This window comes from Desulfitibacter sp. BRH_c19 (genome assembly GCA_001515945.1).
Classification (GTDB): domain Bacteria; phylum Bacillota; class DSM-16504; order Desulfitibacterales; family Desulfitibacteraceae; genus Desulfitibacter.
This window is the reverse complement of record LOER01000032.1, coordinates 220,781-246,664: the sequence shown is the minus strand read 5'-3', so window position 1 is coordinate 246,664 and position 25,884 is coordinate 220,781. Positions and strand designations below refer to the sequence as shown.

27 protein-coding genes, 2 rRNA genes and 1 other annotated feature are annotated in these 25,884 nt (G+C 35.4%); all 29 genes read left to right on the top strand.

Annotation, left to right across the window (positions count from 1 at the left end; all coding sequences use genetic code 11):
* Positions 1-182, top strand: a 23S ribosomal RNA gene (locus APF76_08370); the annotation flags it as partial.
* An 11-nt stretch (positions 183-193) separates the two neighbouring features.
* Positions 194-284: a sequence feature (possible 23S ribosomal RNA but 16S or 23S rRNA prediction is too short), on the top strand.
* Between the two features lie 95 nt (positions 285-379).
* Positions 380-490 (top strand): 5S ribosomal RNA (locus tag APF76_08365).
* 348 nt (positions 491-838) lie between these two features.
* Positions 839-1,264, top strand: a complete 426-nt coding sequence (locus tag APF76_08360) for a hypothetical protein (protein KUO50649.1) — start codon at positions 839-841, stop codon at positions 1,262-1,264.
* Entirely contained in the window at positions 1,257-1,445 is a 189-nt protein-coding gene (locus APF76_08355) for an RNA-binding protein (protein KUO50648.1), read from the top strand. The genes APF76_08360 and APF76_08355 overlap by 8 nt, the downstream gene beginning before the upstream one ends.
* Positions 1,446-1,469: 24 nt before the next feature.
* Positions 1,470-2,198, top strand: coding sequence for an NAD(+) synthetase (locus APF76_08350; GenBank protein ID KUO50647.1), 729 nt, complete (start codon positions 1,470-1,472; stop codon positions 2,196-2,198).
* Positions 2,199-2,464: 266 nt separating this feature from the next.
* Positions 2,465-3,211 carry a transcriptional regulator gene (locus APF76_08345; protein KUO50646.1) on the top strand — a complete coding sequence of 249 codons (747 nt, stop codon included), beginning with the start codon at positions 2,465-2,467 and terminating at the stop codon, positions 3,209-3,211.
* Between the two features lie 71 nt (positions 3,212-3,282).
* The gene (locus APF76_08340) at positions 3,283-3,876 is read left to right on the top strand and encodes a hypothetical protein (protein KUO50645.1); all 594 of its coding nucleotides are present in this window, start codon (positions 3,283-3,285) and stop codon (positions 3,874-3,876) included.
* Between the two features lie 80 nt (positions 3,877-3,956).
* Positions 3,957-4,457: a Holliday junction resolvase gene (locus APF76_08335; protein KUO50644.1), complete on the top strand. Its 501-nt coding sequence runs from the start codon at positions 3,957-3,959 to the stop codon at positions 4,455-4,457.
* Positions 4,454-5,074, top strand: coding sequence for a hypothetical protein (locus tag APF76_08330; GenBank protein KUO50643.1), 621 nt, complete (start codon positions 4,454-4,456; stop codon positions 5,072-5,074). The genes APF76_08335 and APF76_08330 overlap by 4 nt, the downstream gene beginning before the upstream one ends.
* A gap of 14 nt (positions 5,075-5,088) precedes the next feature.
* Positions 5,089-6,129 carry an ATP-dependent DNA helicase RuvB gene (locus tag APF76_08325; protein ID KUO50667.1) on the top strand — a complete coding sequence of 347 codons (1,041 nt, stop codon included), beginning with the start codon at positions 5,089-5,091 and terminating at the stop codon, positions 6,127-6,129.
* A gap of 5 nt (positions 6,130-6,134) precedes the next feature.
* Entirely contained in the window at positions 6,135-6,359 is a 225-nt protein-coding gene (locus APF76_08320; protein KUO50642.1) for a hypothetical protein, read from the top strand.
* 15 nt (positions 6,360-6,374) lie between these two features.
* Positions 6,375-7,826: a hypothetical protein gene (locus APF76_08315; protein ID KUO50641.1), complete on the top strand. Its 1,452-nt coding sequence runs from the start codon at positions 6,375-6,377 to the stop codon at positions 7,824-7,826.
* A gap of 1 nt (position 7,827) precedes the next feature.
* The gene (locus APF76_08310) at positions 7,828-8,850 is read left to right on the top strand and encodes an S-adenosylmethionine:tRNA ribosyltransferase-isomerase (GenBank protein ID KUO50640.1); all 1,023 of its coding nucleotides are present in this window, start codon (positions 7,828-7,830) and stop codon (positions 8,848-8,850) included.
* Positions 8,851-8,866: 16 nt separating this feature from the next.
* Positions 8,867-9,994: a queuine tRNA-ribosyltransferase gene (locus APF76_08305; GenBank protein ID KUO50639.1), complete on the top strand. Its 1,128-nt coding sequence runs from the start codon at positions 8,867-8,869 to the stop codon at positions 9,992-9,994.
* A 134-nt stretch (positions 9,995-10,128) separates the two neighbouring features.
* Positions 10,129-10,392 carry a preprotein translocase subunit YajC gene (locus APF76_08300; protein ID KUO50638.1) on the top strand — a complete coding sequence of 88 codons (264 nt, stop codon included), beginning with the start codon at positions 10,129-10,131 and terminating at the stop codon, positions 10,390-10,392.
* An 86-nt stretch (positions 10,393-10,478) separates the two neighbouring features.
* Positions 10,479-10,688, top strand: coding sequence for a hypothetical protein (locus APF76_08295; protein KUO50637.1), 210 nt, complete (start codon positions 10,479-10,481; stop codon positions 10,686-10,688).
* 4 nt (positions 10,689-10,692) lie between these two features.
* Positions 10,693-11,121, top strand: coding sequence for a hypothetical protein (locus APF76_08290; protein KUO50636.1), 429 nt, complete (start codon positions 10,693-10,695; stop codon positions 11,119-11,121).
* Positions 11,122-11,243: 122 nt separating this feature from the next.
* Positions 11,244-11,903, top strand: a complete 660-nt coding sequence (locus APF76_08285; GenBank protein KUO50635.1) for a phosphohydrolase — start codon at positions 11,244-11,246, stop codon at positions 11,901-11,903.
* Between the two features lie 138 nt (positions 11,904-12,041).
* Complete coding sequence (locus tag APF76_08280; protein KUO50634.1) at positions 12,042-13,277, top strand: preprotein translocase subunit SecD; 1,236 nt, start codon at positions 12,042-12,044, stop codon at positions 13,275-13,277.
* A 13-nt stretch (positions 13,278-13,290) separates the two neighbouring features.
* Entirely contained in the window at positions 13,291-14,190 is a 900-nt protein-coding gene (locus tag APF76_08275) for a preprotein translocase subunit SecF (protein ID KUO50633.1), read from the top strand.
* Between the two features lie 223 nt (positions 14,191-14,413).
* Entirely contained in the window at positions 14,414-14,887 is a 474-nt protein-coding gene (locus APF76_08270; GenBank protein KUO50632.1) for a hypothetical protein, read from the top strand.
* Positions 14,888-14,968: 81 nt separating this feature from the next.
* On the top strand, positions 14,969-15,373 hold the full coding sequence (locus tag APF76_08265) for a hypothetical protein (GenBank protein KUO50631.1): 405 nt from the start codon (positions 14,969-14,971) through the stop codon (positions 15,371-15,373).
* Between the two features lie 252 nt (positions 15,374-15,625).
* Positions 15,626-18,409 carry a hypothetical protein gene (locus APF76_08260; protein ID KUO50630.1) on the top strand — a complete coding sequence of 928 codons (2,784 nt, stop codon included), beginning with the start codon at positions 15,626-15,628 and terminating at the stop codon, positions 18,407-18,409.
* Between the two features lie 26 nt (positions 18,410-18,435).
* Positions 18,436-20,610, top strand: a complete 2,175-nt coding sequence (locus tag APF76_08255) for a (p)ppGpp synthetase (protein ID KUO50629.1) — start codon at positions 18,436-18,438, stop codon at positions 20,608-20,610.
* 26 nt (positions 20,611-20,636) lie between these two features.
* Complete coding sequence (locus tag APF76_08250) at positions 20,637-21,089, top strand: D-tyrosyl-tRNA(Tyr) deacylase (protein KUO50628.1); 453 nt, start codon at positions 20,637-20,639, stop codon at positions 21,087-21,089.
* Positions 21,090-21,103: 14 nt separating this feature from the next.
* Positions 21,104-21,721, top strand: a complete 618-nt coding sequence (locus tag APF76_08245) for an MBL fold metallo-hydrolase (GenBank protein ID KUO50627.1) — start codon at positions 21,104-21,106, stop codon at positions 21,719-21,721.
* Positions 21,722-21,724: 3 nt separating this feature from the next.
* Positions 21,725-23,206, top strand: a complete 1,482-nt coding sequence (locus APF76_08240; GenBank protein ID KUO50626.1) for a hypothetical protein — start codon at positions 21,725-21,727, stop codon at positions 23,204-23,206.
* Positions 23,207-23,249: 43 nt separating this feature from the next.
* Entirely contained in the window at positions 23,250-25,052 is a 1,803-nt protein-coding gene (locus tag APF76_08235) for an aspartate--tRNA ligase (GenBank protein ID KUO50625.1), read from the top strand.
* A gap of 16 nt (positions 25,053-25,068) precedes the next feature.
* Positions 25,069-25,800, top strand: coding sequence for a thiamine biosynthesis protein ThiF (locus APF76_08230; protein ID KUO50624.1), 732 nt, complete (start codon positions 25,069-25,071; stop codon positions 25,798-25,800).
* Positions 25,801-25,884: the final 84 nt, after the last annotated feature.

The following is a 25,884-nucleotide window of genomic DNA, read 5'->3' as shown; positions in this document are numbered from 1 at the left end:
AGCTAAGTTTGGCAGGGATAAGTGCTGAAAGCATCTAAGCACGAAGCCCCCCTCAAGATAAGATTTCCCACTGGGTAACCAGGTAAGACACCTGAGAGAACATCAGGTAGATAGGCCGGAGGTGTAAGGGCAGTAATGTCTGTAGCTGACCGGTACTAATAAGTCGAGGGCTTGATCTAAAAAACAGAAGTCGGAGGTCAGAAATCAGAGGTTAGATTTAGAAGCAATTGGTAAACCAATTGTAACAACAATCGGACTTCAGACATCTGACATCAGACATCTAGTATTGCAGGTAGAATACGCTGTGTAGTTTTCAGAGAATAACGCAAGTTTTAAAATTCTAAGGAATTTTTAAAACTGCTAAAAAACTCTATAGATTTTCGGTGGCGATGGCGGAGGGGTAACACCCGTTCCCATACCGAACACGGAAGTAAAGTCCTCCAGCGCCGATGGTACTAGGTTTTCCTGGGAGAGTAGGTCGTTGCCGAATTAATTTTTTAAACCCCTTAGGTTATTTAACTTAAGGAGTTTGTTTTTGCTTTAATATACTTAACATAAAGTCATATAATTTCTTTATTAAAGAAGGATTACAAAGAAAAATAGAGAAATATTATTTAACCAAGGTCATGAAGGCCTATTAAGAATACTAAAAATATGTTTTTACACTAGTATTTATATAATTTTTCCAATCAATTATGTAATACAAAGGGTATAATAAGGCTATGGAAGTCTTGCGCCTGAAACTGGGTCTTGATTTTTCATGGCTTTTTTAGTTTAAAAGCCACGAAGATGAAACAGTTTACTGAAAAATTAAATCATATGGGAAGGTATGTTATAAATGAAAATCGCTATAATTGATGGTCAAGGTGGTGGAATTGGAAAGCATTTAACGGATAAAATACGCCATGAATTACCTAAGAGTGTTGAAATAATTGGATTAGGAACAAACTGTATTGCTACTAGTGCAATGATTAAGGCAGGAGCAAATGAAGGGGCAACCGGGGAGAATGCTATCATACAAACTGTTAAAGATGTAGATATTATTTTAGGTACTATTGCCATATTGGTTGCCAATTCCATGCTTGGAGAACTAACACCAAAAATGGCGAAAGCTATAGGTGAGGCAAAAGCAAAAAAAATACTACTCCCCATGAATAAATCTAATATTGATATTATAGGGGTAATTAATGAACCTTTGCCACACCTTATAGAATATGTAGTACTAAAATTAAAAAACTTATTGGAGGCTGATAAAAATGTGTGAAGCAAATGCTTTTGTATTGAAAGGTGATAAAGAAGAATTGTTTTTTGAAAATGTCGATAAGATAATACCCCAAGGTAATGAATTAATATTAGAAGATATCTTTGGGAAACGTCGAATAATAAAAGCCACCATAAAAGAAATGGCTTTAGTAGACCACAAAATACTTCTTAAAGAGATCTAATTTTAGCATGAAAGGGAGTTAAGAATGGAAGATCTTACCTTGTATTTGGTTAACTGGCTAAAAGATAAAATATCTAATGCAGGAGCAAAAGGAGGCGTTCTTGGTATTAGTGGAGGAATTGATTCTGCAGTAGTTGCAGCCCTAATGAAAAGAGCATATCCTGATGGCACCCTTGGCGTTATAATGCCATGCCACAGTAATCCCAAGGATATTGAGTATGGGCATCTTCTTACAAATGCATTAGATCTGGAATTTGTGGAAACAGATTTGTCTCCAGTCTTTGACACCATGCTGGTTAGCCTTATGACAAAGAACGAAAATAATATTGCTATAGCCAATATTAAACCTCGCTTACGTATGACTACTCTCTATTATTATGCTTCACTTAAGAACTATCTAGTAATTGGAACAGGTAATAGAAGTGAAATTCTAACAGGATACTACACTAAATATGGGGATGGCGGGGTAGATATGGAACCCATTGGAGGTTTGTACAAGTGTCAAGTATATCAACTGGCTAAACATCTTAATATTCCCGAAGCTATTATTCAGAGAGCTCCTTCAGCAGGGTTATGGGAACACCAAACTGATGAAGAGGAAATGGGTATATCTTATCGGGAACTTGATAAATATCTGTGTAAACAGGATACTTCAGAAAGAGTAGTAGATATAGCAGATAAATTAATTGCAAAAAGTAAACACAAAAGAGAAATGCCGCCAATACCTGAAAAAGAATTTCCCGTTACCTTTTAGTGTCCATTTACTTAGTGTAATTAACTGGAGAAACTAAGGGTTCCAAGAACACAATTTATGTGTTAAAATTACCTAGTTAACTTATTCTATAAATAAAATTCTTGACTTCAAGTGGAGCTAACTTAATGATCATCTGCTTTTGCAGATGTACAGTTACTTGCTAAATTCGCTTTTCTCATTAAGCAGAACTTGCATGAAGGTTAGAAACTGTCGGTGATAGTCATCGGATAAATGTAATTAGGTATTGGATAGGGGGTAAAAATTCTATGTCAGGACACTCTAAATGGGCAAACATCAAACACCGTAAAGGAAAGTTAGATGCTCAAAAAGGAAAGATATTTACAAAAATAGGCCGTGAATTAATGGTTGCTGCTAAACACGGTGGCCCTGATCCGGAGGGTAACTCAACCTTAAAGGTTGTAATTCAAAAAGCGAAAGAGGCTAATATGCCTAATGATAATATTCAAAGGGCAATACAAAAGGGATCAGGTAATGCCGAAGGAGTTAACTACGAAGAAACACGTTATGAAGGATATGGACCAGAAGGAATAGCTATATTAATGAAAATCCTAACAGATAACAGGAACCGTACTGCTAGCGAGATTAGATATATCTTGTCAAAAAATGGTGGTAATTTAGGTGAGACAGGATGTGTAGGTTGGATTTTTGAGAATAAAGGTTTAATAACCTTTGATATGGATTCAATGGATGAAGAAGAGTTAATGCTACAACTAATTGAGGCTGGAGCAGAAGATTTTACAATTGAAGATAAAGTTGTGGAAGTCGTTACAGAACCAGAAAACTATGTATCTGTTAAGGAAAAGTTAGAGGAAGAAGGCATTAAATTTAACGTAGCTGAAGTAACAATGTTACCGCAAAACAGGATTACCATAAATGATCTGAAAACTGCCGCACAGGTCATGAAAATTATTGATTTATTAGAAGATCATGATGATGTACAAGAAGTATATGCAAACTATGATATACCTGATGAGATTATGGAACAACTTTAAGTGAATAATCAGCCCTCTTTTTGGAAATAATATACAATTAATTGATGTTATACCAAACAGGAGGGCTATTTATGTTATGGAACAAATTTAAATACGTTTTATTGTTTTTTATTTTTGTTTCCTTGCTAAGCTTTGTGACTGCTTTTCTAATAACAACAAATGTATTAAATCTACCCCAAGCACTAAAACCCTTGGAAGCGCAATCTGTAGAGGTTAGTGCAGAAGAAAAAATAGGTGATATGATAACTATCAAAAAGTTCCATACCATCTGTGGCCACTTTGAGGAGCTGGATTCTAGTAATCTAGAATTAAACGTAGATAATATGGATGATTTAGATATAGAAGAGCTATTAATACATTTTCCGCCAGAGGACGGATGGATATTAGATTTTGTAGAAGGAAAATGGATAGCAACCCAGGTAGTAGATATGTTATGTTCTATTGATAGGGATAAGCGTCATCTAAGGGTTGTGGATGACTTTATTGCAGTTTACCAAGGGCCACCCAGCTATAAAGAAAACTTGCTATTCATTACAGAGATTCCAATTTGGGCCTTACCTGATAAATGGAGAGAGAATATTTTATCTGGCGCAACTTACTTCAAGGATGAGAGGGAATTATTACAAGCACTAGATTCCTTAGACGAATTTCGAATGGCTTTTTAACCAAAAAATTCATATAATACCAGCCCAAAAAAGGAAAACCTCAGGTGAATGTCGAAAGTATGTTCTAGGAGGTTACAGCCATGCTAATATTAGGTGTTGATCCTGGAACAGCCACAACAGGCTTTGGGGTTATAGAAGTAAATGCAAATAGGTATCGCAGTATAATATACGGTACAATTTTAACAGAAGCATCTATGGCGATGCCATTTAGGTTAGGTATTATTAATAACAGGCTTAACGAAATCATTAGTGAATATAAACCAGAGCATATGGCAGTTGAACAACTGTATTTTAGTAAGAACACTAGAACAGCCCTAACAGTAGGACAGGCAAGGGGGGTAATTCTTTTAACAGGCATACAGAAGAATCTTCCTATAGGAGAGTATACTCCTTTACAAGTCAAACAAGCAGTAGCTGGTTATGGTAGGGCTGACAAACAACAGGTTCAAAAAATGGTTGCAGCAGTATTGGGCTTAAATGTTATTCCTAAACCAGATGATGCAGCAGATGCCCTAGCGGTTGCTATTTGTCATGCCCACTCTTATAAACTTAACTCAGTATTGACAGGGGAAAAATTATGATAGGACACTTAAAAGGGACAATAGAAACTATTAGTACAGATCACGTTATTATTGATGTTCAAGGTGTAGGCTATATGCTATTTATGCCTTCATCCGCTATCTATAAGCTTGAAATAGGCAGTAGTATCAAAGTATTTACTCACTTGCATGTTAGAGAAGACATCATGCAATTGTACGGTTTTTTAGAAAAAGCTGAGCTGGATTTATTTAAATTATTACTGGTAGTTAACGGGGTTGGTCCTAAGGCGGCACTTGCTATTTTATCTCAATGTACATGTGATGAGATTGTTTCAGGTATTAATACAGAAAGATTAGATGTATTTATAAGAGTGTCAGGTATAGGTAAAAAGACAGCTCAAAGAATAGTCTTAGATTTAAAAGATAAGACAAAAAACCTAACTATTGTTGCACGCAAAGTATCTGCTTTGGAATCGACACCAATTTTACAGGAAAGCACAGCTATTGAAGAGACAATAGATGCTTTGATATCCTTAGGTTATAATCCTAGAGAAATAAAGGATATAGTTTACAGAACAGCACAAGAAAATAAAAGCATATTTACAGTAGAGGAATTATTAAATAAAGTTCTTAAAAAAATGGCACCAGTTGGCAGGTGATATTGACTTTGGAAATGGAAGATAGATTAGTTACTGGCATAAAAATGACTGAAGATGGCGAAATGGAAAGTCTTAGACCTCTTAGTTTAAAAGAATACATAGGACAAGAAAAAATCAAATCTAATTTACAGGTTTTCATTAAAGCTGCCCAGAATAGGCAGGAATCATTAGATCATGTCTTGTTATATGGGCCTCCAGGATTGGGAAAAACAACCCTAGCAAATATTATTGCAGCAGAAATGGGAGTTCAAATTAGAGTAACCTCTGGTCCTGCCATTGAAAGACCAGGTGATCTAGCTGCCATCCTTACAAATTTAGAGCCTAGGGATGTTTTATTTATTGATGAAATACATCGACTAAATAGGACAGTAGAGGAAGTACTATACCCTGCAATGGAGGATTTTTGTCTAGATATAGTTATTGGTAAAGGCCCTAGTGCACGTTCTATAAGAATAGATCTTCCAAGATTTACGCTTATAGGAGCTACAACGAGGGCAGGTTTGCTCACTTCACCTTTAAGAGACAGATTTGGGGTAATAAATAGACTTGAGTTTTATAATACCAAAGAATTATGTATTATTATTACTCGTGCGGCAAGAATCCTTGGAATAGAAATAACTGATGAGGGTGCAGAAGAAATTGCAAGAAGATCCAGAGGAACTCCAAGGGTAGCCAATAGAATATTAAAAAGAGTAAGGGATTTCGCTCAGGTGGAAGCACAGGGAGTAATCACCAAAGAAGTTGCTGTCTGGTCCACAGATAAATTAGAGGTAGATAAACTAGGTCTTGATCATACAGATAGGAAGCTTATGTTGACTATAATTAAAAAATTTTCAGGCGGTCCTGTGGGTTTAGATACACTTGCTGCAGCGACTAGTGAAGAATCAGAAACAGTAGAGGATGTATATGAACCTTATTTACTTCAATTGGGCTTTTTACATAGAACCCCTAGGGGAAGAATTGCTACTGAGTTTGCCTATAAATACTTTGGTATAGATTTTCAAGAAAGACAGGAAGGCCAACTAAGTATAGACAATATTATTGAAGGGAGGTGATCTTCATGGAAGAATTCAATTCCTTTGGTAGAATACTACTGATTCTAGGAGTAGTTATTTTTTTGCTTGGTGGATTAATAATGATCGCTGGAAAAGTTCCATATATAGGTCGCCTACCTGGAGATATATTTATTAAACGGGAGAACTTCACATTTTATTTTCCATTGGCAACAGGAATTCTATTAAGTATCATTCTAACAATAGTGATAAATCTATTCTTCAGACGATAAGTGGGTGGAAAAATTATGAAAGAGAAAACCATTAAAATAACAATAGCTTTTGTTTTAATAATAAGTCTTTTTTTCAATTATCAAATCACTCCAGTTAAAGGGTATAACTCACTAGCTAATGGCAATGTCAGTATCAGGGTAGGTTTAACATCTGGGATAACCATGGCCAAGATAAGGGTAGAAAAAGGTTCTTATAACCTAGTTGATGAGTCTACCGGTTTTATAATTTTCCAAGCTAGACCAGGTTCCTTATTAACAATAGTAAAAAAGGGCCCGGTTCTCGACGTGGAAGTTGAAAATAATCCTTTAAGTATTACTTATAAGGGTCCATTAGTCTTAATCCCCGAGGATGAAAACTCATTAAATGTTGTAAGCTTTTCTAATACCTTGTATCGTGATGCTTTTCAATTTCACAATGAAAATGAAGGTATTAGCGTTATTAACAAATTAGCACTAGAAAGATATTTATATGGTATTGTTGGTCCTGAAATGGGCGCTAGTGCAGAAATAGAAGCATTGAAAGCACAGGCTGTTGTATCAAGGTCTTATGCTTTATCGTGTTTAAACTCAGGAAAAAAGTTTGATGTTACAAATAATACTTCTTCTCAGGTTTATAAAGGGTATAGTGCTGAGATAGGAGGAGGAAGTAATGCAGTTCAAGCAGTAGATGGCACAGTTGGAGAAGTAATCTATTACGAGAATACTTTAGTACAAGCATTTTATCATGCAAATGCAGGTGGCTATACAGCTAGTTCAGAAAATGTATGGCATAATTCTCTTCCATATTTAAAGGCTACTCCATCTCCTTATGATTCATACGCTTTTGACTATCCACATCAATCTGGAGGGTGGCCTGCTAATACATATAAATGGGAAAAAACAGTATCTGTGCCAGAGGCTCAGCAAATGATTGATAGGTTTAACCAGAATTCAGGTAGTATGAGCATAGGGAATTTAGTGAATTTATCTACGATTAAACTAGACTATACAACCCAGGGAACCCCATTATGTGACAGAGTAACAGAACTAGAAGTATATGGAAGTAATGGCGTAGGAAAAGTTATCAAGGATCAGATAAGAAATATATTTGAATTAAAAAGCACTAAATTTGATATTAAGATAGATTCAGCTGTTTACATAAAAAATGGTAGCAACGCTACTGTACAAATGAATTCTGCGCATGGTTTAAAGGTAATCGGTAGAGATGGATTAATCACCGAAGTAAATGGCAACAGCAATCAGTTTACTGTTAAGAACAATATAGCTACTAAGCAAATTCCAAAAACATTTTCAGAAATTACATTTGATGGCTATGGAAATGGTCACGGTGTAGGAATGAGTCAATGGGGAGCTAGAGGTATGGCTGCAAATGGGTATAATTACAAAGATATTATTGAACACTATTATAATCAAGGAAACTATGATGGTAAGCTTAAAATATTAAACTACTATACAAGGGGCAACTAACATGAAGGTCTCAGAATTTGATTTTCATCTTCCCACCCACCTAATAGCCCAGGAACCTATTAACCAAAGAGATATGTCAAGATTAATAGTCCTTCACCGAGCAGGACAAAGCATAGAACACAAAAGCTTTCACCAGTTACCAGAGTATATTGAGGAAGGCGACCTTCTAGTTTTGAATCAAACAAAGGTATTACCAGCTAGATTACTGGGCACTAAAGATACAGGAGCAAATGTTGAATTATTGCTATTAAAAAGACTCGAAGGAGATAATTGGGATTGTCTAGTAAGACCAGGAAAAAAGCTTAAACCAGGCATTAAAATCTATTTTGGAAATGGCGATCTTGAAGGGGAGATAATTGACTATACGGATAGTGGTGGAAGAATTGTACGCTTTTATTATCAGGGAATATTTGAAGAGGTATTAGATAGACTTGGTGAAATGCCTTTACCTCCATACATACAAAAAGAGCTAAAAGATAAAAATCGTTATCAAACTGTATATGCTAAGGAACAGGGCTCAGCAGCAGCACCTACTGCAGGGCTTCATTTTACAGAGGACCTCTTTAAACGTATAGAAGATAAGGGTATTCAGACTGCATTTTTAACTCTCCATGTAGGCTTGGGGACATTTAGACCTCTTAAAACTGAAAATGTAGAAGAGCATACTATGCATTCAGAGTACTTTTCTATCAGTCAGGAAACGGCAGATTTGATTAACGTAACAAAAAATAGCGGTAAGAAAGTTTTTGCAGTTGGGACAACTAGTATACGAACCTTAGAAACAGTTGCAGATTCTAAAGGACAAGTTCATGGAACATCTGGTTGGACTGATATTTTTATTTATCCTGGATATAGATTTAAAGTAGTTGATGGTATAATTACCAACTTTCATCTACCAAAAAGCTCCTTGATAATGTTAATTTCTGCATTTGCAGGTACAGATTTTATTAAAGAAGCATATCAAAAAGCAATAGAAGAACAATATAGGTTTTATAGTTTTGGAGATGCAATGCTGATTATTTAATTTTGAGGTGGAAAATATGACTGTTTCTTTCGAATTACTATATGATTCACAAAAAACAAAGGCGAGGTTAGGGAGGGTTACAACGGCCCATGGAGTTGTAGAAACTCCTGTTTTTATGCCTGTGGGTACTCAGGCTACTGTAAAAACGCTAACCCCCCATGAATTAAATGAATTAGATGCAGAAATAATATTAAGTAATACATATCATCTATATTTACGACCTGGACACAAACTCATTGAAGAAGCAGGTGGGCTTCATTCATTCATGTCCTGGGATAAACCTATTCTCACAGATAGTGGAGGGTTTCAGGTTTTTAGTCTAGCTGACTTAAAAGATATTAAAGAGGAAGGGGTCACCTTTCGCTCCCATATCGATGGTTCCAAACACTTTTTTACACCAGAAAAGGCTATGGAGGTACAGATGAGCTTAGGTTCAGATATAGCTATGGCTTTTGACATTTGTGCTCCATATCCATGCAGTTATGAACATGCTTTAGAGGCTTCTGATAGGACAACTCGCTGGGCTCAAAGATGTATAGACTATCATAATCACCCCTATCAATCAATTTTTGGGATAGTACAGGGATCAATGTTTCCTGATTTACGAAAGAAAAGTGTTAGTGAGATCACATCCTTTGACTTCCCAGGTTTTGGAATTGGAGGATTAAGTGTTGGTGAACCAAAGGAAATAATGTATGATATGCTTGATCATACTATTGATGAAATGCCAAAAGATAAACCTAGATATCTAATGGGTGTTGGCTCACCAGATTGTCTATTAGAGGGTGTTAAACGTGGTGTGGACATGTTTGATTGTGTGCTACCTACTAGAATAGCCAGAAATGGTACAGTAATGACTAGTGTAGGCAAGGTTGTTGTACGAAATGCATTATATGCTAAGGATTGGGAAAAACTAGATCCTAATTGTAATTGTTATACATGTTCAAATTATAGCAGGGCATATATAAGGCATCTACTCAAGGCAAATGAAACTCTAGGAATTAGATTAACTTCAATCCATAACCTACATTTTTTAATTAATCTTATGAAAGATATCCGTAAAGCCATTAAGGAAGAAAGGCTTGAGAATATGATCAAAAATTTTTATGAATCCTATGAAAATGGAAATAAAACAGGAATATAAGAATATTGGTTTATTATCACAAAATTTTGAGAAAAATAATAAGGAATAATTACCATCTATAAAAGGTAAATTGGCATTTATGTCGAAGTTAAGATAAGACTTTTTTAGAAGCTTTGAAAGGCAGGTGAAACAGGATGGAAGGTGCAGGTGCTTTTATTTACATTGCAATATTTTTTGCAATTCTTTATTTTCTTATGATTCGTCCTCAACAAAAGCAGCAGAAGAAGAGAAAATTAATGTTAGAGGAACTCAAGGTTGATGACGCAATTGTAACCATCGGTGGAATGCACGGGAGGATCACCAAAATGCGTGATGATCAGTTTACTTTAAGAATAGCTGATAAACTTGAAGTGGATTTCGACAAGTCAGCAGTTGGATATGTTAAAGGAAAAGAATAGTTCAAAACAAAAACAGTGGAATTATCCACTGTTTTTACATTCTTATAGGTAAACCGACATTAAATTATGGAGGAAATAATCACTTTATGGATAATTTACTAATTAAAACATCTGTCCAAGAAGGGGTTGCCATGTTGAGATTACTAAATCTTTTCTCAAATCCTGACATTTCCAAAAAACTAAAATGTGATTATATTTCTTTAAAAAAAATGCACCTAATCACATACGATGGTCTTTGGTGTTTAAAAGAAAATGATGCCCTTCTTCTTCTTGAAGAACAAGGAACAGGGGGATAATCATATGAAACCAGATTCAACAAAAGTTTCTATTAGAAGAGGAGATATATACATAATAAACCTTGGGTGTGATTCAAGGGGTGGAACAATTACCAGGCCAGTACTGGTTATCCAAAATGATATTGGAAACAGATTTTGTTCAACAGCAATAGTAGTACCCTTAATACCAGAAAACCTAACAAAAAAGTTACTTTTTTCTATTACAATTAAAGCTAATTATGTCACTGGACTTATGAAAGACCATATAGCAGTATTTTCGCAAATTAGAACAGTCGATAAAAGTTGGTTTACAAATGATAGCTATCTAGGTAGATTAAATGAAGAGGATAGAGAGCAAATGGACAAGGCAATTGAATTAAGTCTAGGATTAAGTACATTACAAAAACTACATAATCGAAAAGAAGAATTTGTGCATCAAAAGAAGTTAGTTTAATATAATATCAGAACAAATAAAAAGCGATTTTTGATATCGCTTTTTAACTTTAAAATGGTACAAAATATTCATTAAATTACTAATTTAGTATATACTACTATGTTAGAAGGCAGGGATAATATGTGATAACATTAAATCAGTTAAAAGAAAATAAAGAAATACGTACTTACATAGCACAAGCCAATGAACACCTTAAAGCTATGGGCTATACAGAACATGGTTTTAGGCATGTTGACTTAGTGGCTACAACAGCTGGTAAAATACTTGAGGAATTAAACTATCCAAAACGTGATAAGGAGCTTGCATTAATGGCTGGTTATCTACATGATATAGGTAACGTAATCAGCCGACATGACCATGGTCAATCCGGTGCACTTTTGTCGTACTCTATTTTAGATAAATTAGGCATGGAACCCCAGGAAATTGCCCTAATAATATCTGCAATCGGCAATCATGAGGAACAATATGGTCATGCTGTAAACCATGTAGCGGCGAGTCTAATTCTTGCAGATAAATCTGATGTTCATAGATCTAGGGTTAGAAATAAAGATATATCGACCTTTGATATTCATGATAGGGTAAACTATGGAGCGGAGCATTCTTCTTTAGTAATAAATAGTGAGAAAAAGACTATCACAATGGTAGTTAATATTGATCTTACAATTACTACTGTTATGGAGTACTTTGAAATATTTCTTACTAGAATGGTTATGTGTAGGAGAGCTGCTAACTTCTTAAAATGCGATTTTGGTCTAATAATAAATGAATCAAGACTTTTGTAAACCAAACATATATATCCAAATTGACAAAGTCTTTAGGTGGGGTTTATAATATAACAGTTGAAAACTTGATAAAAATATTAACAACTTTTATTTTACTTAATGTTACAGTAATTTTTATTTAGTGGGGAGGAAAATATCGTGAATCGCGCTAATACCTTTAAGTTGCTGTTGGTTTTGGTTTTCGTGGCTGCCATCAGTTTTTTTTCTTATCCGCCTCTTATTAATTCCTTAAATCTTGGGTTGGACTTGCGTGGAGGAGTCCATATTGTTCTTGGTGCCATTGAGACAGATGAAGTTACAGTTACAAATGAGGATATGGACCAACTAATGATGGTAATGAGACAAAGGGTTGATGAGTTAGGAGTAAGTGAGCCACATATTCAAAGAGAAGGGGATAAAAGACTTATTGTTGAGTTAGCAGGCATTGAGGACCCCGAAGAAGCTGTAAGAATTATAGGTAAAACTGCTTCTTTGGAATTTCAGCTTTCTGATGGTACTGTAATCTTACATGGTGGAGATCTGGAGACTGCTCAAGCAAGGATGGATTCAATGTCTGGACAGCCACAGATAAATTTGAAATTTAAACCTGAGGGAGCAAAAACTTTTGCCCAAATAACTGGAGAATTAGCAAGTAGTTACCCAGAACGTGATCCTAGAAGGCATATTGCCATCTTGTTAGATGGTGAAGTTCTCACCAATCCTCACGTTGAAACGGCTATTCCTGATGGACAAGCAGTTATTAGTGGTGGCTATACTGAATTTGTTGAAGCCGCTAATTTAGCAGCCCTTCTAAGAGGTGGCGCTCTACCTGTAGACGTTGAAATTCTTGAAAGAAGAACAGTAGGTCCACAGCTTGGACTAGATTCCATTGAAAAAAGTAAAACAGCCATAATTATTGGACTTAGCTTTATTCTTCTATTTATGCTAATAGTTTATAGATTAAATGGACTTGCAGCAAATATTTCCTTAGCTTTATATGGTGTTATTCTACTGGCTTTAATAACAGGCATAAATGCTACACTAACCCTACCCGGAATAGCAGGTCTACTGTTATCTGTAGGTATGGCAGTTGATGCAAATATAATTATTTATGAAAGAATTAAAGAAGAACTACGAAACAAGAAGAGTATTAGGGCAGCAGTTGATTCTGGCTTTAGAAGAGCAACCCTTACAATCCTTGATGCAAATATTACTACTTTAATTGGTGCCGCTGTATTGTACTATTTTGGTGCAGGATTAATTAGAGGTTTTGCTATAACCCTGACCTTGGGAATCATAGCAAGTATGTTTACATCTTTAATTTTCACCAGAATATTATTACGTACTGTTGTAAAAATTAAATTCTTTCAAAATACAAGGTTTTATGGTGTATAGGGGGGGAAACTAGATGGTTTTTGATTTTGTAGGAAAAAGAAAAATGTGGTTTTTAATTTCGCTTATAATTATAATACCAGGGGTGTTTTCACTATTGTTCCAGGGGCTCAACCTTGGTATCGACTTCGCAGGTGGCACAAAAGTTATGGTGCAGTTTTCCCAGGATGTTTCCTCCGAAGATATAAGAGAAGTACTAAGTGAATATAACCTTGAAGGGAGCACTATCCAGGCGAGTGACAACAATCAGTTTATAATACGAACAACCGTATTAACTGAAGAAGAAAGCTCCCAGGTTCTGGATAGTTTTCAAGAGAACTTTGGGGCTATGGAGGTCTTAAGTAATGAAGGAGTAGGTACAGTAGTAAGTAATGAGCTAAGAGACAAGGCAATAATTGCTTTGATTGTAGCAACAATCTTAATGGCTATTTATATAACTATAAGATTCGAATTAAGTTTTGCATTATCGGCCATCATCGCATTAATCCATGATGTCTTAGTTACACTAAGTATATTTTCCATATTGCAAATTGAAATTAATATTTCCTTTGTTGCAGCTATACTTACGATTATAGGTTATTCAATTAACGATACTATTGTTATCTTTGATAGAATTCGAGAAAACCTAGACTTTAGACAAAAGGAAACCTTATTAGAGCTTGTAAACAGGAGTATTCATCAAAGCTTGAGAAGGTCAATTTATACTTCAGCTACTTCAATTGGTGTTTTGCTTGCTTTATTGATATTTGGTGGAGATACCACAAGGGTGTTTGCTCTTGCAATGGTCATAGGTTTTACTAGTGGAACCTATTCCTCTCTCTGTATAGCTAGTCCGGTATGGTTAGAGCTAAAAACACGCTGGTTTGTAAATGATAAAAGAAAAAAGAAGAAAGCAAATACATCACCTTCTAGATAAACATTTAAGATATAAAGAAAAAAGTAGTTGTCTACTAAAAAAAGACAGCTGCTTTTTTAGCTTCCACCTGCGTCTAAGGACTTGGCGCACTATAGTACTGGTATTTCTACGCATTGCAAAAGACACAATGCTAGAACTACTGGCGTAAGTCAAGTTTTGTTTTATACTTTCTAAAATAAAAGGAAAAGCTATTAATAGAGCAACAAATAATGAGGTGTGAAAAATGATGTACTTGATGATAGCATGGTTGGTTATAGGGCAACTAGTAAATACAATTTTGGGAATCAAAGGTATTGTTTTTTATCTTCTCGGGTTGTTATTTCTTGTTGGCTTAGATGGTTATCAGGTAATTTCATACATGCAGTTTGCAAATGTTACAATAGCAGCTACTATTTTAATACTAATATTGCTTATAGCATTAATTATTAGAAAAAAAATATGGGGTGATTATAACCTGCCTATACATAATCTGTTCCTAATGGGATTAACTACCATATTTATTATAGGTTCATTAAGCAAACCTTCCATAGGTCTAATGAGTGGTGGAACAATTGTGGCCCTTCCAATAGGTAGAATTATATTACAAAAAGGTCTCATAGGAATTATCCAGCTATATGCTGTAACATTTCTACAATGGTCTGGACTTTTTTTGATAAATTTATATATTTTATTGAATATAATTAAAAGTTCTTTATAGAAACTTCTACAATTCTAGAAGGATTTACCATGCTCTTAGGAGAATTAGTTTTTAAGTTTTATAAATATGGGGGAGTGAAGTATGATGCAGGCATATCTGGTGGTAGCCTTGATCTTTTCGGTATTAGTTGCAGTTTTTGCAATACAAAATGTAGGACCAGTTGAGATACAATTTCTTACCTGGAAGGTTCAGGAGATTTCGCTTGTTTTAGTAATCCTAGGTTCGGCTTTGATTGGTGCTGCTGTAATTTTTCTCCTTGGAATAGTGAAACAAATATCTAATCATCGTCAGATAAAGGACCTAAGGAGAAAAAATGATGAATTGGAAAAGGTAGTAGAAACATTAGAAGATACCTTGTCTTCACTAGAAAATAAGAACATAGATGAATCAAAAGAAAACAAAGAAGAGTTAGAATTTGAGCATATACCTCAGGACGAAAGTGATTATAAAGATGAACTACTTAATAAAGAAGTAGAAAAAGAATAGAGGTATAAAAGCTAATTAAGCACTTAAAAGGTGCTTTTTTTGCATTATCATGAAGTATTCTTTTGTAAGTAGATAGGCGTCATCTAAAACGCAGCGTCCTGCTGCATAGCCAGTATTACGCACCACAGGGACTGGTATTTCTAATGCATTGCAAATGCTAGAACTACTTGCGTAAGGCAAGTTTTGTTCTATTCTTCAGTTGCCATATATAATCCTTTTGTTTATAATAATTTAGATAGGATGGTGGGAGAAGTGGAGAAGGCAAAAAAAATATGGTACATAAAACCTTCCCACCCTAAACTACAATGTGAATTAAGTAAGGGGTTGGGAGTTTCACCTTTAGTTTCCCAATTATTAATAAACAGGGGAATAAAAAATTTGGAAGAAGCGAAAAGCTTTCTTTATTCTTCCATAAATGATTTAAGTGATCCATGGGAAATACATGGAGTAAAAGAAGCTTGTGCAAGATTTTTATTAGCCAAGGAAAAAGGAGAAAGAGTTTTAATTTTTGGTGATTATGATGTTGACGGTCTAACTGCTACGGCTGTAATGGTGGAGTTTATCCAAAAAACAGGACTGCAAGTAGAATCTCTTACTCCTAATCGCTTACAGAATGGTTATGGTTTAAGTTTGGAAATGCTTCCAGCAATAGAAGAAAAGAATTGCTCTCTAGTTATTACCGTTGATTGTGGAATTAATTCTCTTGAGGAAGTAAAGCTTCTAAAAGATAAAGGCATAGATGTAATCATAACAGATCATCATCTTCCAGGGCCCATTCTTCCTGAAGCATCTGCAGTTATTAATCCAAAATTAAAAGCACCAAAAGAAGCCTATGATCTAGCAGGTGTAGGAGTAGCGTTTAAACTTGTTCAAGCCTTATCTGAAAAATTACAATTAGAAGATCAGACCCATGAAATGCTAGATTTGGTGGCATTAGGAACAGTAGCTGATATTGTTCCGCTATTTGGTGATAACAGAATCCTAGCAAAAGAGGGTTTGGATGCACTTTCTACAACAAAAAGAAAAGGCCTAAAAGCATTGATAGATGTTTGTGGCATTAAGACAGATACCATCACTACCCAGGAGCTATCCTTTGGACTAGCACCAAGGATAAATGCGGCTGGAAGAGTAGGAGATAGTGGGCTAGCCCTTGAACTATTGTTGACAAAGTCAATTCAAAGGTCTGATGAATTAGCTAAAATATTAGACAGAACAAATAAGGAAAGACAGGTTATTGAGGGTGCTATTTTGAACCAGGCTGATGAAATGCTTAATCAACTTGACTTATCAGCACAGAGAGTTGTAGTTTTGGCCTCAGAACTTTGGCATCCAGGTATAGTTGGAATTGTAGCATCACGCCTTGTCAGTAGGATTTATAAGCCTGTAATTCTTATTGCTCTTGAAGGAGACAAAGGGAGGGGCTCTGTAAGAAGTATTTATGATTGCAATATTCATGAAGGTTTAAAATATTGTTCAGGGGTTCTAGAAGAATTTGGTGGTCATGAACAGGCCGCAGGTCTTACAATTTCACATGACAAAATTGATGAATTTAGAAAAAAGATTAACAGTTGGGCTTGGGATAACCTTAATGAAAATATATTTATTCAAAAAGTATTTGGAGATGTAGAAGTGGTTCTTCCAGAGCTTCATAAGGAGCTAGTAAAAGAGCTTGAAAACCTGGCACCCTTTGGAGAAGGTAATCCAAGTCCCCTTTTAATGTGCAGAGGATTAAAGGTTATAAAATCAAAAAAAGTTGGCAAGCTTGAAAATCATTTAAAAATGTTAGTTAGTTCTGAAGCGGCAACGATAGATGCTATAGGATTTAGACTAGGAACTTATGATGAAATTGCAAGTTCAGGAAACATGGTTGACCTAGCTTTTCAATTAGAAACTAACTTATGGAATGGAATTGAAAGTTTACAGTTAAAACTAAAGGATATTAAAGCCTCAGGATATAATAATGAAATTCAAATAGCGTCTCAAGACCCAATAGCAGAATATGATCCTAAGGATGATATAAAAGACCAATATGACTTACAAGCCATGTTTAATCATTTCTATAAAGACAAACACCATAAAAACCTATATGTTGTTTGCGAGACCGTAGATTTTAGTAATATTTTATTTAAATATTGGAATTCATATTTAAAAAATCTTACCATAGAGTCATATTTTCTATCTGGAAAAAACACATATGCTGAAATTGACCATATAATACAAAGTGAAAAGCAGAAGATAATTTTTGTATCAAGTGCCTTCTGGAATTATTATCAAAGCTTAATTGATAGCAGTAGTAGTGCTGTAATTAGGATTGATGCTTCATTAAATAATAACTCCACTAATGTAAATAACATAGTGGCTAAAATAAACTATTCTTCCATTTCATTAGGGGAAACTATAGATTTTAGTAGTTCTAATCCTTGCATTATTTGGGTTAAAGGCAAATCTGGAATGAAAACCATCTTAAGTAAATTACAAAGTACTAAGAATTCTAATAGTATTTCCATCTGGGATCCTGAATTTAATTATTATAAGCAGGGAGAAATGCTAGAAAGATTTAATAAAGGAATAACCAATGCTTTGGTTACATACCATTGTTTACCGAGAGGTTATATTACTAGGAAATCTATGGATGTATTTTTCGAGTTTCCCCTTGATAGGTTCAATTGGAATTATCTTATGATACCTTCAGATTCTACTCTTTTATACGCAGGACAAGACATTAAAGACATTAGTAATTTAATACAAGGTATGTTTCCAACTAAAGATACATTAAAGCTAATATATAAACTCGCAAGGCAGTTTAAGAGGGAATTAATAGATATTGAATATGGAAGAGTTCAGGAAATTTTAACTAGACAGGGAATAAATATAAGCGAAAAGTCTTATAAAAATATGCTTAATATATTTCAAGAACTTTCCTTAACTGGTAAGGCTGACGATCCTCAAGTTGATTTGAAAGAATCGTGGAGATATCAGGAAAACATACAACAGGAGCAGGCTATTAAGGAATTTTATAATGCTTTTGTACAGTAGTGGGAGAGTTGGGAAGGGGATAGTCTTTGCCTATAACAGATCTGATAAATCAAGTAAAAGAATATAACCCTGATGCAGAAGTAGATGTCATAATGGATGCATATGAGTTTGCCAAAGAGGCTCATACAGGACAGCAGAGAAGGTCTGGACAGGAATACATAGTTCATCCTGTGGAAGCAGCGCAAATATTGGCCGATTTACATATGGATGTAACTAGTATAGTTGCCGGGCTTCTTCATGATGTAGTAGAAGATACAAACATATCTCTTGAAAAAATATCTGAAGCTTTTGGTGAAGATGTCGCTCTTTTAGTTGACGGGGTTACAAAACTAAGCAGAATAGAGTTTAAATCAAAAGAAGAACAGCAGGTAGAAAACCTTCGAAAAATGTTTCTGGCAATGGCTAAGGATATACGAGTAATAATCATTAAACTTGCTGATAGACTCCACAATATGCGAACACTAAGACACCAACCAGCAGAAAAGCAAAGAGAAATCGCTGAGGAAACCAAAGAAATCTTTGCCCCACTTGCTCATAGGCTGGGCATCTTTAAAATTAAATGGGAATTGGAGGACTTAGCATTACGTTATATGCATCCTGAGAAGTATTACCAGCTTGTTCAGTCCATTTCTATGAAACGACAGGAAAGGGAACAATATATTAATGAAGTAATTGAGATTTTAAAAATTAAGTTGGATGAAGTAGGCATAAAATCTGACATTCAGGGGCGTCCAAAACATTTTTATAGCATATTTAATAAAATGGAAAAGCAGAAGATAAATATCAATGAGATATATGATTTAATTGCTGTTCGTCTTGTTGTAGATACCGTAAAGGATTGCTATGGTGCTCTTGGCATAATTCATACCCTATGGAAACCTATTCCTATGCGCTTTAAGGATTATATAGCAATGCCAAAACCAAATATGTATCAGTCTTTGCATACTACTGTTTTGGGTCCCCAAGGGGAGCCTTTTGAGATACAAATCAGAACTTGGGAAATGCACAAAACAGCTGAATTTGGTATTGCTGCCCATTGGGAATACAAAGAAGGGCATACGGGTGATGAACATTTTAATGAAAAGCTAATCTGGCTACGTAGGCTTTTAGACTGGCAAAGAGATCAAAAGGATGCAAGTGAGTTTATGGAGTCTCTTAAGGTGGATTTCTTTTCAGACAGGGTCTATGTATTTACTCCAGCAGGTGATGTTATTGAGCTGCCAGCTGGTTCTGTGCCCATTGATTTTGCATATAGAATCCACTCCGATGTGGGGCATCAATGTGTAGGAGCAAAGGTAAATAGCAAAATGGTTCCATTAGACTATCAGTTGAAAACAGGGGATATTGTTGAAGTCCTCACGTATAAAAGTAGTGGACCAAGCAGGGACTGGCTTAGCCTAGTACAGACTTCCCAAGCTAAAAATAGAATCAGGCAATGGTTTAGAAAAGAACAAAGAGAAGAAAATATTATTAAAGGAAGAGACTTACTAGAAAAAGAATGTAAGAAGCTTGGACTTCCCATGGGTGATACCCTAAAAACCAATAATCTTATTGAAGCCGCCAAGAGATATAATATATTTAATGTTGAGGACCTTTATGTAACCTTTGCAGAAGGAGCCTTAAGTGCAATACAGGTTTTACATTGGATACAGGAAAACTTTAAAATAAAGGTTAAAAAAGATCTCAAGGAAGAGGCTCAGGCCCAGGGAGCTGAAAAAACACTTAAACCTTTTTCTGGTTATGGAAAACCTTCAGGTGGTGTGAGGGTTAAGGGAATTGATAATTTACTAATTCGCCTTTCAAGATGCTGCAATCCATTGCCAGGTGATGAGATAATAGGATATATAACAAAAGGCAGAGGTGTATCCATCCACAGAACAGATTGCCGCAATATAGCTGGGAGTAATAATGAGCAGGAAAGGCTTATTGATGTGGTTTGGGACACTAAAACAGACGCAGTATATCAAGTTGAAATAGAAGTAAGTGGTATGGATAGACCTGGATTTGCCCTTGATGTTATGAATGCAGTTTCTGATGCCAAAACAAATGTAAATGCTATAAATGCAAGATCAACCAAGAGTAAGGTTGCAATTGTTGATATAAAGATAGAAATTCGTAATATTGGACATTTAAAAATAATACTTGATAAGCTAAAAAAGGTCAAAGATGTGATGGAAGTAAAAAGGTTAACACCGTCATAACCTAAATTGGGGAAGGAGGCGTACTTGTGAGAGCAGTAGTACAAAGAGTTTCATCTGCTTCAGTAAAAGTGTCAGGCCAAATAACCGGCCAGATTAAGACTGGAGTTCTCATATATCTAGGTGTAGGTAAAGGTGATTCTGAAAAAGATGCAGACTATCTAGCAGACAAAATATCTAACCTAAGGATATTTGAAGATGATGCAGGTAAAATGAACCTTTCACTTATTGATAAACAGGGACAGGCCTTAATAGTCTCTCAATTTACACTCTATGGCAACTGCTGTAAGGGTCGTAGACCAAGCTTTGGGGATTCTGCACCACCTGATGAGGGTGAAAGGCTTTTTAGATATTTTGTCGAACAAATGCAAAATAAATGGAAAATTGATGTTGGAACTGGTATATTTAGAGAATATATGATTATTGATTCTGTAAATGAGGGTCCTGTAACAATGCTTTTGGACAGTTCTAAACTTTTTTGAAAGGGTGAGATATTGTGTACTTTAAAACATTACCTGTAGGTAGTTTACAGAGCAATGCATATCTATTGGGCTGTGATAGAACTAAGAAATGCCTTGTTATTGATCCAGGAGATGAAGGAGAAAGAATCCTTAGTATTATAGAAAATGATGGCTATAAGTTAGAGATAATAGTCAACACCCATGGTCACTATGATCATATTGGTGCTAACAGCTTTCTTAAAGAAAAAACAAGTGCCCAAATTTATATCCATGAAGCAGATAAGGAATATTTAAAAGATGAGAACCTCTGCTTAAAGGCATGGGTTCCAAATGCAGAAGAGCTAGTTGAGGCAGATGTTTTATTAAAAGAAGGGGATAAGATAACTCTAGGGGATATCTCCTTAGAGGTAATACATACTCCAGGCCACACTCCAGGTTGTATTTCACTCAAAGGCCATGATTTACTGTTTACAGGAGATACTCTCTTTGCAGGTTCAATTGGCAGAACCGATTTGCCAGGAGGAGACTATAATACTATAATAAATTCACTAAAGGTTAAGCTAGCGTCTCTTGATGATAGCCTACCTATATATCCAGGTCATGGTCCAAAATCTAATCTAGGGTACGAAAAGCAAACCAACCCATACTTTTAAATAATGAACTACTATGTGAAATTTTCGCCAGAAAGCCTTGTAAAAACAATTGAAGATTTATTTTTAATATATTTTCCATTTCAAAAGATTAGTGAATGGACTCCTGGAAATCAATGTCACTTTGAAATAAAGTATCAAGTTAATGACACTAAAATAATAGTTAAAGCAACTAGCCATTGGCAAAAGGAAATTACAATAACTGAAGTAAGAGAAGAAATGGAAGAACATTTGAGAAGTCAGCTCAGAAGATTAGTTAGACTTGCCTTTTATAAGTTACTTTTAGAATTATTTAAACAAGACGAAAAACCATGGGGAATACTGACCGGGGTTAGGCCTACTAAGGTTGTTCACAGGCTCCTCGACCAAGGTTTAGGAAAAGCGGAACTGGATCAATATCTCAGAAAAGAATTTTGCCTAAGTGATAAAAAAATTCAAGTTGTGAAAGAGGTAGTCCAAGGCCAGAAAAAGCTATTCAAACAGATTAGTAAGAAACAAATTGGTATTAATCTATATATAGGAATACCGTTTTGCCCATCTAGATGCCTTTATTGTTCGTTTCCTGCGTATGAGGTCAAGAAGTTTTCTAACAGGATTAATGGTTATCTAGAAGCCCTAAAAAAAGAGATAAAGGAATTTCTTGCAGCTATAGAAGATTTTGATATTAATGTAGAATCAATTTATATTGGAGGAGGAACACCAACAGTATTAAATAGCTTGCAACTAGAAGGCCTTCTAAAAACATTAGCACCTCTAGTTTCTGGGTATAATCTAAAAGAATATACTCTTGAGGCGGGTAGACCAGACACAATAGAATATGACAAGCTTAAAATTGCAAAGGAATATGGGGTAACTAGGGTTAGTGTAAACCCCCAAACAATGAAGCAAGAAACACTAGATTTAATAGGTAGATTACATGCAATATCACAGATTTACGAAGCAGTATCATTGGTGCACAAGCTTCAATTAAAGTTAAATATGGATTTAATTTTAGGATTACCAGGTGAGAGCTCAGGTGTGGTTAAGAACTCTACAGAAAAGCTTATTGAGCTAAAGCCTCATAACATAACAGCCCATATACTGGCAATTAAAACTGCTTCAAAGCTTAGAAGGATTCAGGTTCACCTTCCAGAACCTTCAGAGGTATCTGATATGTATTACAAGGCTAATCAAATTCTTAGGGAAAATGGCTTTGACCCATATTACCTTTATCGACAAAAAAGAAGCTTAGGAGATCTTGAAAATACAGGATATTCTCTTAAGGGTGAGGAAAGCTGGTATAATGTAATGATGATGGAAGAAAGACAAACCATAATTGGATTTGGCGCAGGTGCAGCATCAAAATTTATCCATCAAGATGCTTTTAATATTCATGGAGTTTATTATAATCCCAAGGATTCAATAATATATGGGCAGAGAGAAAATCTAGTGCGTGATAAAGTGAAACTTCTATTAGAAGTTTTAACTAATAAATCTACAATTAACTAGATAACAATTAAGATTTTCTTATATACAACAAGGAGGAAAAAACATGTCAGTAACTGCAGAGAGCTTAGCAGGCTTAAAAAGGAGTCACCATTGTGCTCAACTAACAAAAGAAAACCTGGGTGAAAAGGTTACCCTAATGGGTTGGGTTAATAAAAGAAGGGATCATGGTGGACTAATTTTCTTAGACCTAAGGGATATAACAGGTATGGTACAGGTTGTCTTTAGTCAAGAAGTTGACCAAGCTTCCTTTAATAAAGCTGAGGATGTGCGTAGCGAATTTGTTTTAGCAATAGTAGGAGAAGTACGTCCAAGACCTGGAGGCACAGTGAATCCTAATTTACCTACAGGAGCAGTTGAAGTTTATGCTAGTGAGCTTAAAATTCTTAACCCTGCAAAAACGCCACCTTTCTATATTACTGAAAATGTGGACGTAGATGAGAATGTTAGGCTTAAACACAGATATTTAGATTTAAGAAGACCTGATATGCAGCAAATAATGATCCTAAGACATAAAGTTAATAAAGCCATCAGAGATTATCTTGACAAGGAGAATTTTCTTGAGTTAGAAACCCCTATACTAACAAGAAGTTCACCAGAGGGGGCAAGAGACTATTTAGTTCCTAGCAGGGTGCATCCCGGAGAATTTTATGCCTTACCCCAGTCACCGCAAATTTTCAAACAGCTCCTAATGGTTTCAGGGATGGACAAGTATTTTCAAATAGTTCGCTGCTTTAGAGATGAGGATCTTAGAGCAGATAGACAACCAGAATTTACTCAGCTAGACATGGAGATGTCCTTTATAGATGAGGAAGATATATATAAGCTTCTGGAAGAAATGATGGCCTTTGTTGTAAAGAAAACCTTGGGGAAAACTATACCAACGCCATTTCCTAGGATGACTTATGATGAAGCCATGAGTAGATATGGATCTGATAAACCAGACCTAAGATTTGAAATGGAGTTAAAGGATGTATCAAATATAGTTGTAAATTCCGATTTCAAAGTCTTTGCAAGTGTAGTTAAATCAGGTGGTCAAGTAAAGGCAATTAATGCTTCTGGCTGTGGTAATTATTCAAGAAAAGAAATAGATGACCTGACGAAGCTTGTTTCCATCTATGGTGCAAAGGGACTAGCCTGGATTATTGTAGGAGAAAATGGTATAAAATCACCAATTAGCAAGTTTTTAAAAGAAGAAGAAATAGCTGGGATTTTACAAACACTAGACGGAAAACCAAATGATTTGCTTCTTTTTGTAGCAGATAAACCAAATATAGTAGCTGATTCTCTAGGTCATTTAAGGGTAGAGATGGCAAAAAGATTGGATTTATTAGATGACAAAAAATTAAAATTTACATGGGTTACTCGCTTTCCCCTATTAGAATATGATGACGATGAAAAGCGTTGGGTATCCATTCACCATCCATTTACTGCTCCTGTTGATGAAGACCTAGAAAAGTTAGAATCTGAACCTGGCAAGGTAAGAGCCAAGGCTTATGACCTCGCCCTTAATGGACTAGAGTTAGGTGGAGGAAGTATTAGAATCCACAGTAGAGATATTCAGGAGAAAATATTTAAGCTTTTGGGTTTAGATAAAGAGAAAACTGAAAGTAAATTTGGTTATATGTTAAAAGCCTTTGAATATGGAACTCCTCCCCATGGCGGAATTGCACTTGGTATGGATAGAATGATAATGCTCCTAGCAGGGAAATCTAGTATCAGAGATGTAATTGCATTTCCAAAAACGCAAAGTGCTTCAGATCTTTTAACTGAAGCTCCATCAGCAGTTGATCAGCCGCAGCTTCAAGAACTGCATATTCAAACAGTATTACCCGAAGGGGAGAAATAGCAAAGAAGGTTTTAAAATGCGTTTTTCAAGAACAGAGATGTTGCTAGGACAAAAGGCAATGTCTGAAATAAAAAAGAAAAAGGTACTTGTCCTGGGAATTGGAGGGGTTGGTACCCATGCCGTTGAAGCACTTGCAAGGACAGGCATAGGAAGTCTAACCTTAGTCGATCATGATCTCATTGCAGTCACGAATATCAACAGGCAGCTTCATTCCCTGGAAAGTACAGTAGGTAGAGCAAAGGTAGAAGTAATGCAAGAGAGGGTAAAAGATATTAATCCAGTGATAGATGTAAAAGCATTACAAGAATTTTATTCACCAGATAGGGGAGACTACTTTTTAACTACTGATTATGATTTTGTGATAGATGCAGTTGATAATGTCTCTGCCAAATTAGATATTATAACTCGGTGCAAAACCAAAAACATTCCAATCATCTCAAGTATGGGTGCAGGAAACAAAATAAATCCCCTGACTCTTACAATAGATGACATTTCCAAAACCACGGCATGCCCCTTAGCTCGGGTTGTACGCAGAGAACTGAGAAAAAAGGGTATTTCAAATGGTGTGCCAGTAGTATATTCACCTGATACGCCATTACAGGTAATACAAGAAAGTACAGAGAATATTCCTCCAGGAAAAAACTCAATACCTGGATCAATTTCTTTTGTACCAGCTGTGGCCGGCTATTACCTAGCCTATTATGTTATTTCATATTTTGTAGATTCTGTGAAGGTTCGTTCAGAATGACCTACTTATATTGCTTTAGATTATCATATATAATATAATCTGACTATCGAGCTAATATAGTTAGCTCATTATTACATAGTGTGT

Excerpts from the sequence above, each read along its gene's own strand:
- APF76_08360 (KUO50649.1), top strand. The coding sequence starts at position 839 with ATGAAAATCGCTATAATTGATGGTCAAGGTGGTGGAATTGGAAAGCAT.
- APF76_08355 (KUO50648.1), top strand. The coding sequence starts at position 1,257 with ATGTGTGAAGCAAATGCTTTTGTATTGAAAGGTGATAAAGAAGAATTG.
- APF76_08350 (KUO50647.1), top strand. The coding sequence starts at position 1,470 with ATGGAAGATCTTACCTTGTATTTGGTTAACTGGCTAAAAGATAAAATA.
- APF76_08345 (KUO50646.1), top strand. The coding sequence starts at position 2,465 with ATGTCAGGACACTCTAAATGGGCAAACATCAAACACCGTAAAGGAAAG.
- APF76_08340 (KUO50645.1), top strand. The coding sequence starts at position 3,283 with ATGTTATGGAACAAATTTAAATACGTTTTATTGTTTTTTATTTTTGTT.
- APF76_08335 (KUO50644.1), top strand. The coding sequence starts at position 3,957 with ATGCTAATATTAGGTGTTGATCCTGGAACAGCCACAACAGGCTTTGGG.
- APF76_08330 (KUO50643.1), top strand. The coding sequence starts at position 4,454 with ATGATAGGACACTTAAAAGGGACAATAGAAACTATTAGTACAGATCAC.
- APF76_08325 (KUO50667.1), top strand. The coding sequence starts at position 5,089 with ATGGAAGATAGATTAGTTACTGGCATAAAAATGACTGAAGATGGCGAA.
- APF76_08320 (KUO50642.1), top strand. The coding sequence starts at position 6,135 with ATGGAAGAATTCAATTCCTTTGGTAGAATACTACTGATTCTAGGAGTA.
- APF76_08315 (KUO50641.1), top strand. The coding sequence starts at position 6,375 with ATGAAAGAGAAAACCATTAAAATAACAATAGCTTTTGTTTTAATAATA.
- APF76_08310 (KUO50640.1), top strand. The coding sequence starts at position 7,828 with ATGAAGGTCTCAGAATTTGATTTTCATCTTCCCACCCACCTAATAGCC.
- APF76_08305 (KUO50639.1), top strand. The coding sequence starts at position 8,867 with ATGACTGTTTCTTTCGAATTACTATATGATTCACAAAAAACAAAGGCG.
- APF76_08300 (KUO50638.1), top strand. The coding sequence starts at position 10,129 with ATGGAAGGTGCAGGTGCTTTTATTTACATTGCAATATTTTTTGCAATT.
- APF76_08295 (KUO50637.1), top strand. The coding sequence starts at position 10,479 with ATGGATAATTTACTAATTAAAACATCTGTCCAAGAAGGGGTTGCCATG.
- APF76_08290 (KUO50636.1), top strand. The coding sequence starts at position 10,693 with ATGAAACCAGATTCAACAAAAGTTTCTATTAGAAGAGGAGATATATAC.
- APF76_08275 (KUO50633.1), top strand. The coding sequence starts at position 13,291 with ATGGTTTTTGATTTTGTAGGAAAAAGAAAAATGTGGTTTTTAATTTCG.
- APF76_08270 (KUO50632.1), top strand. The coding sequence starts at position 14,414 with ATGATGTACTTGATGATAGCATGGTTGGTTATAGGGCAACTAGTAAAT.
- APF76_08265 (KUO50631.1), top strand. The coding sequence starts at position 14,969 with ATGATGCAGGCATATCTGGTGGTAGCCTTGATCTTTTCGGTATTAGTT.
- APF76_08240 (KUO50626.1), top strand. The coding sequence starts at position 21,725 with ATGAACTACTATGTGAAATTTTCGCCAGAAAGCCTTGTAAAAACAATT.
- APF76_08235 (KUO50625.1), top strand. The coding sequence starts at position 23,250 with ATGTCAGTAACTGCAGAGAGCTTAGCAGGCTTAAAAAGGAGTCACCAT.
- APF76_08230 (KUO50624.1), top strand. The coding sequence starts at position 25,069 with ATGCGTTTTTCAAGAACAGAGATGTTGCTAGGACAAAAGGCAATGTCT.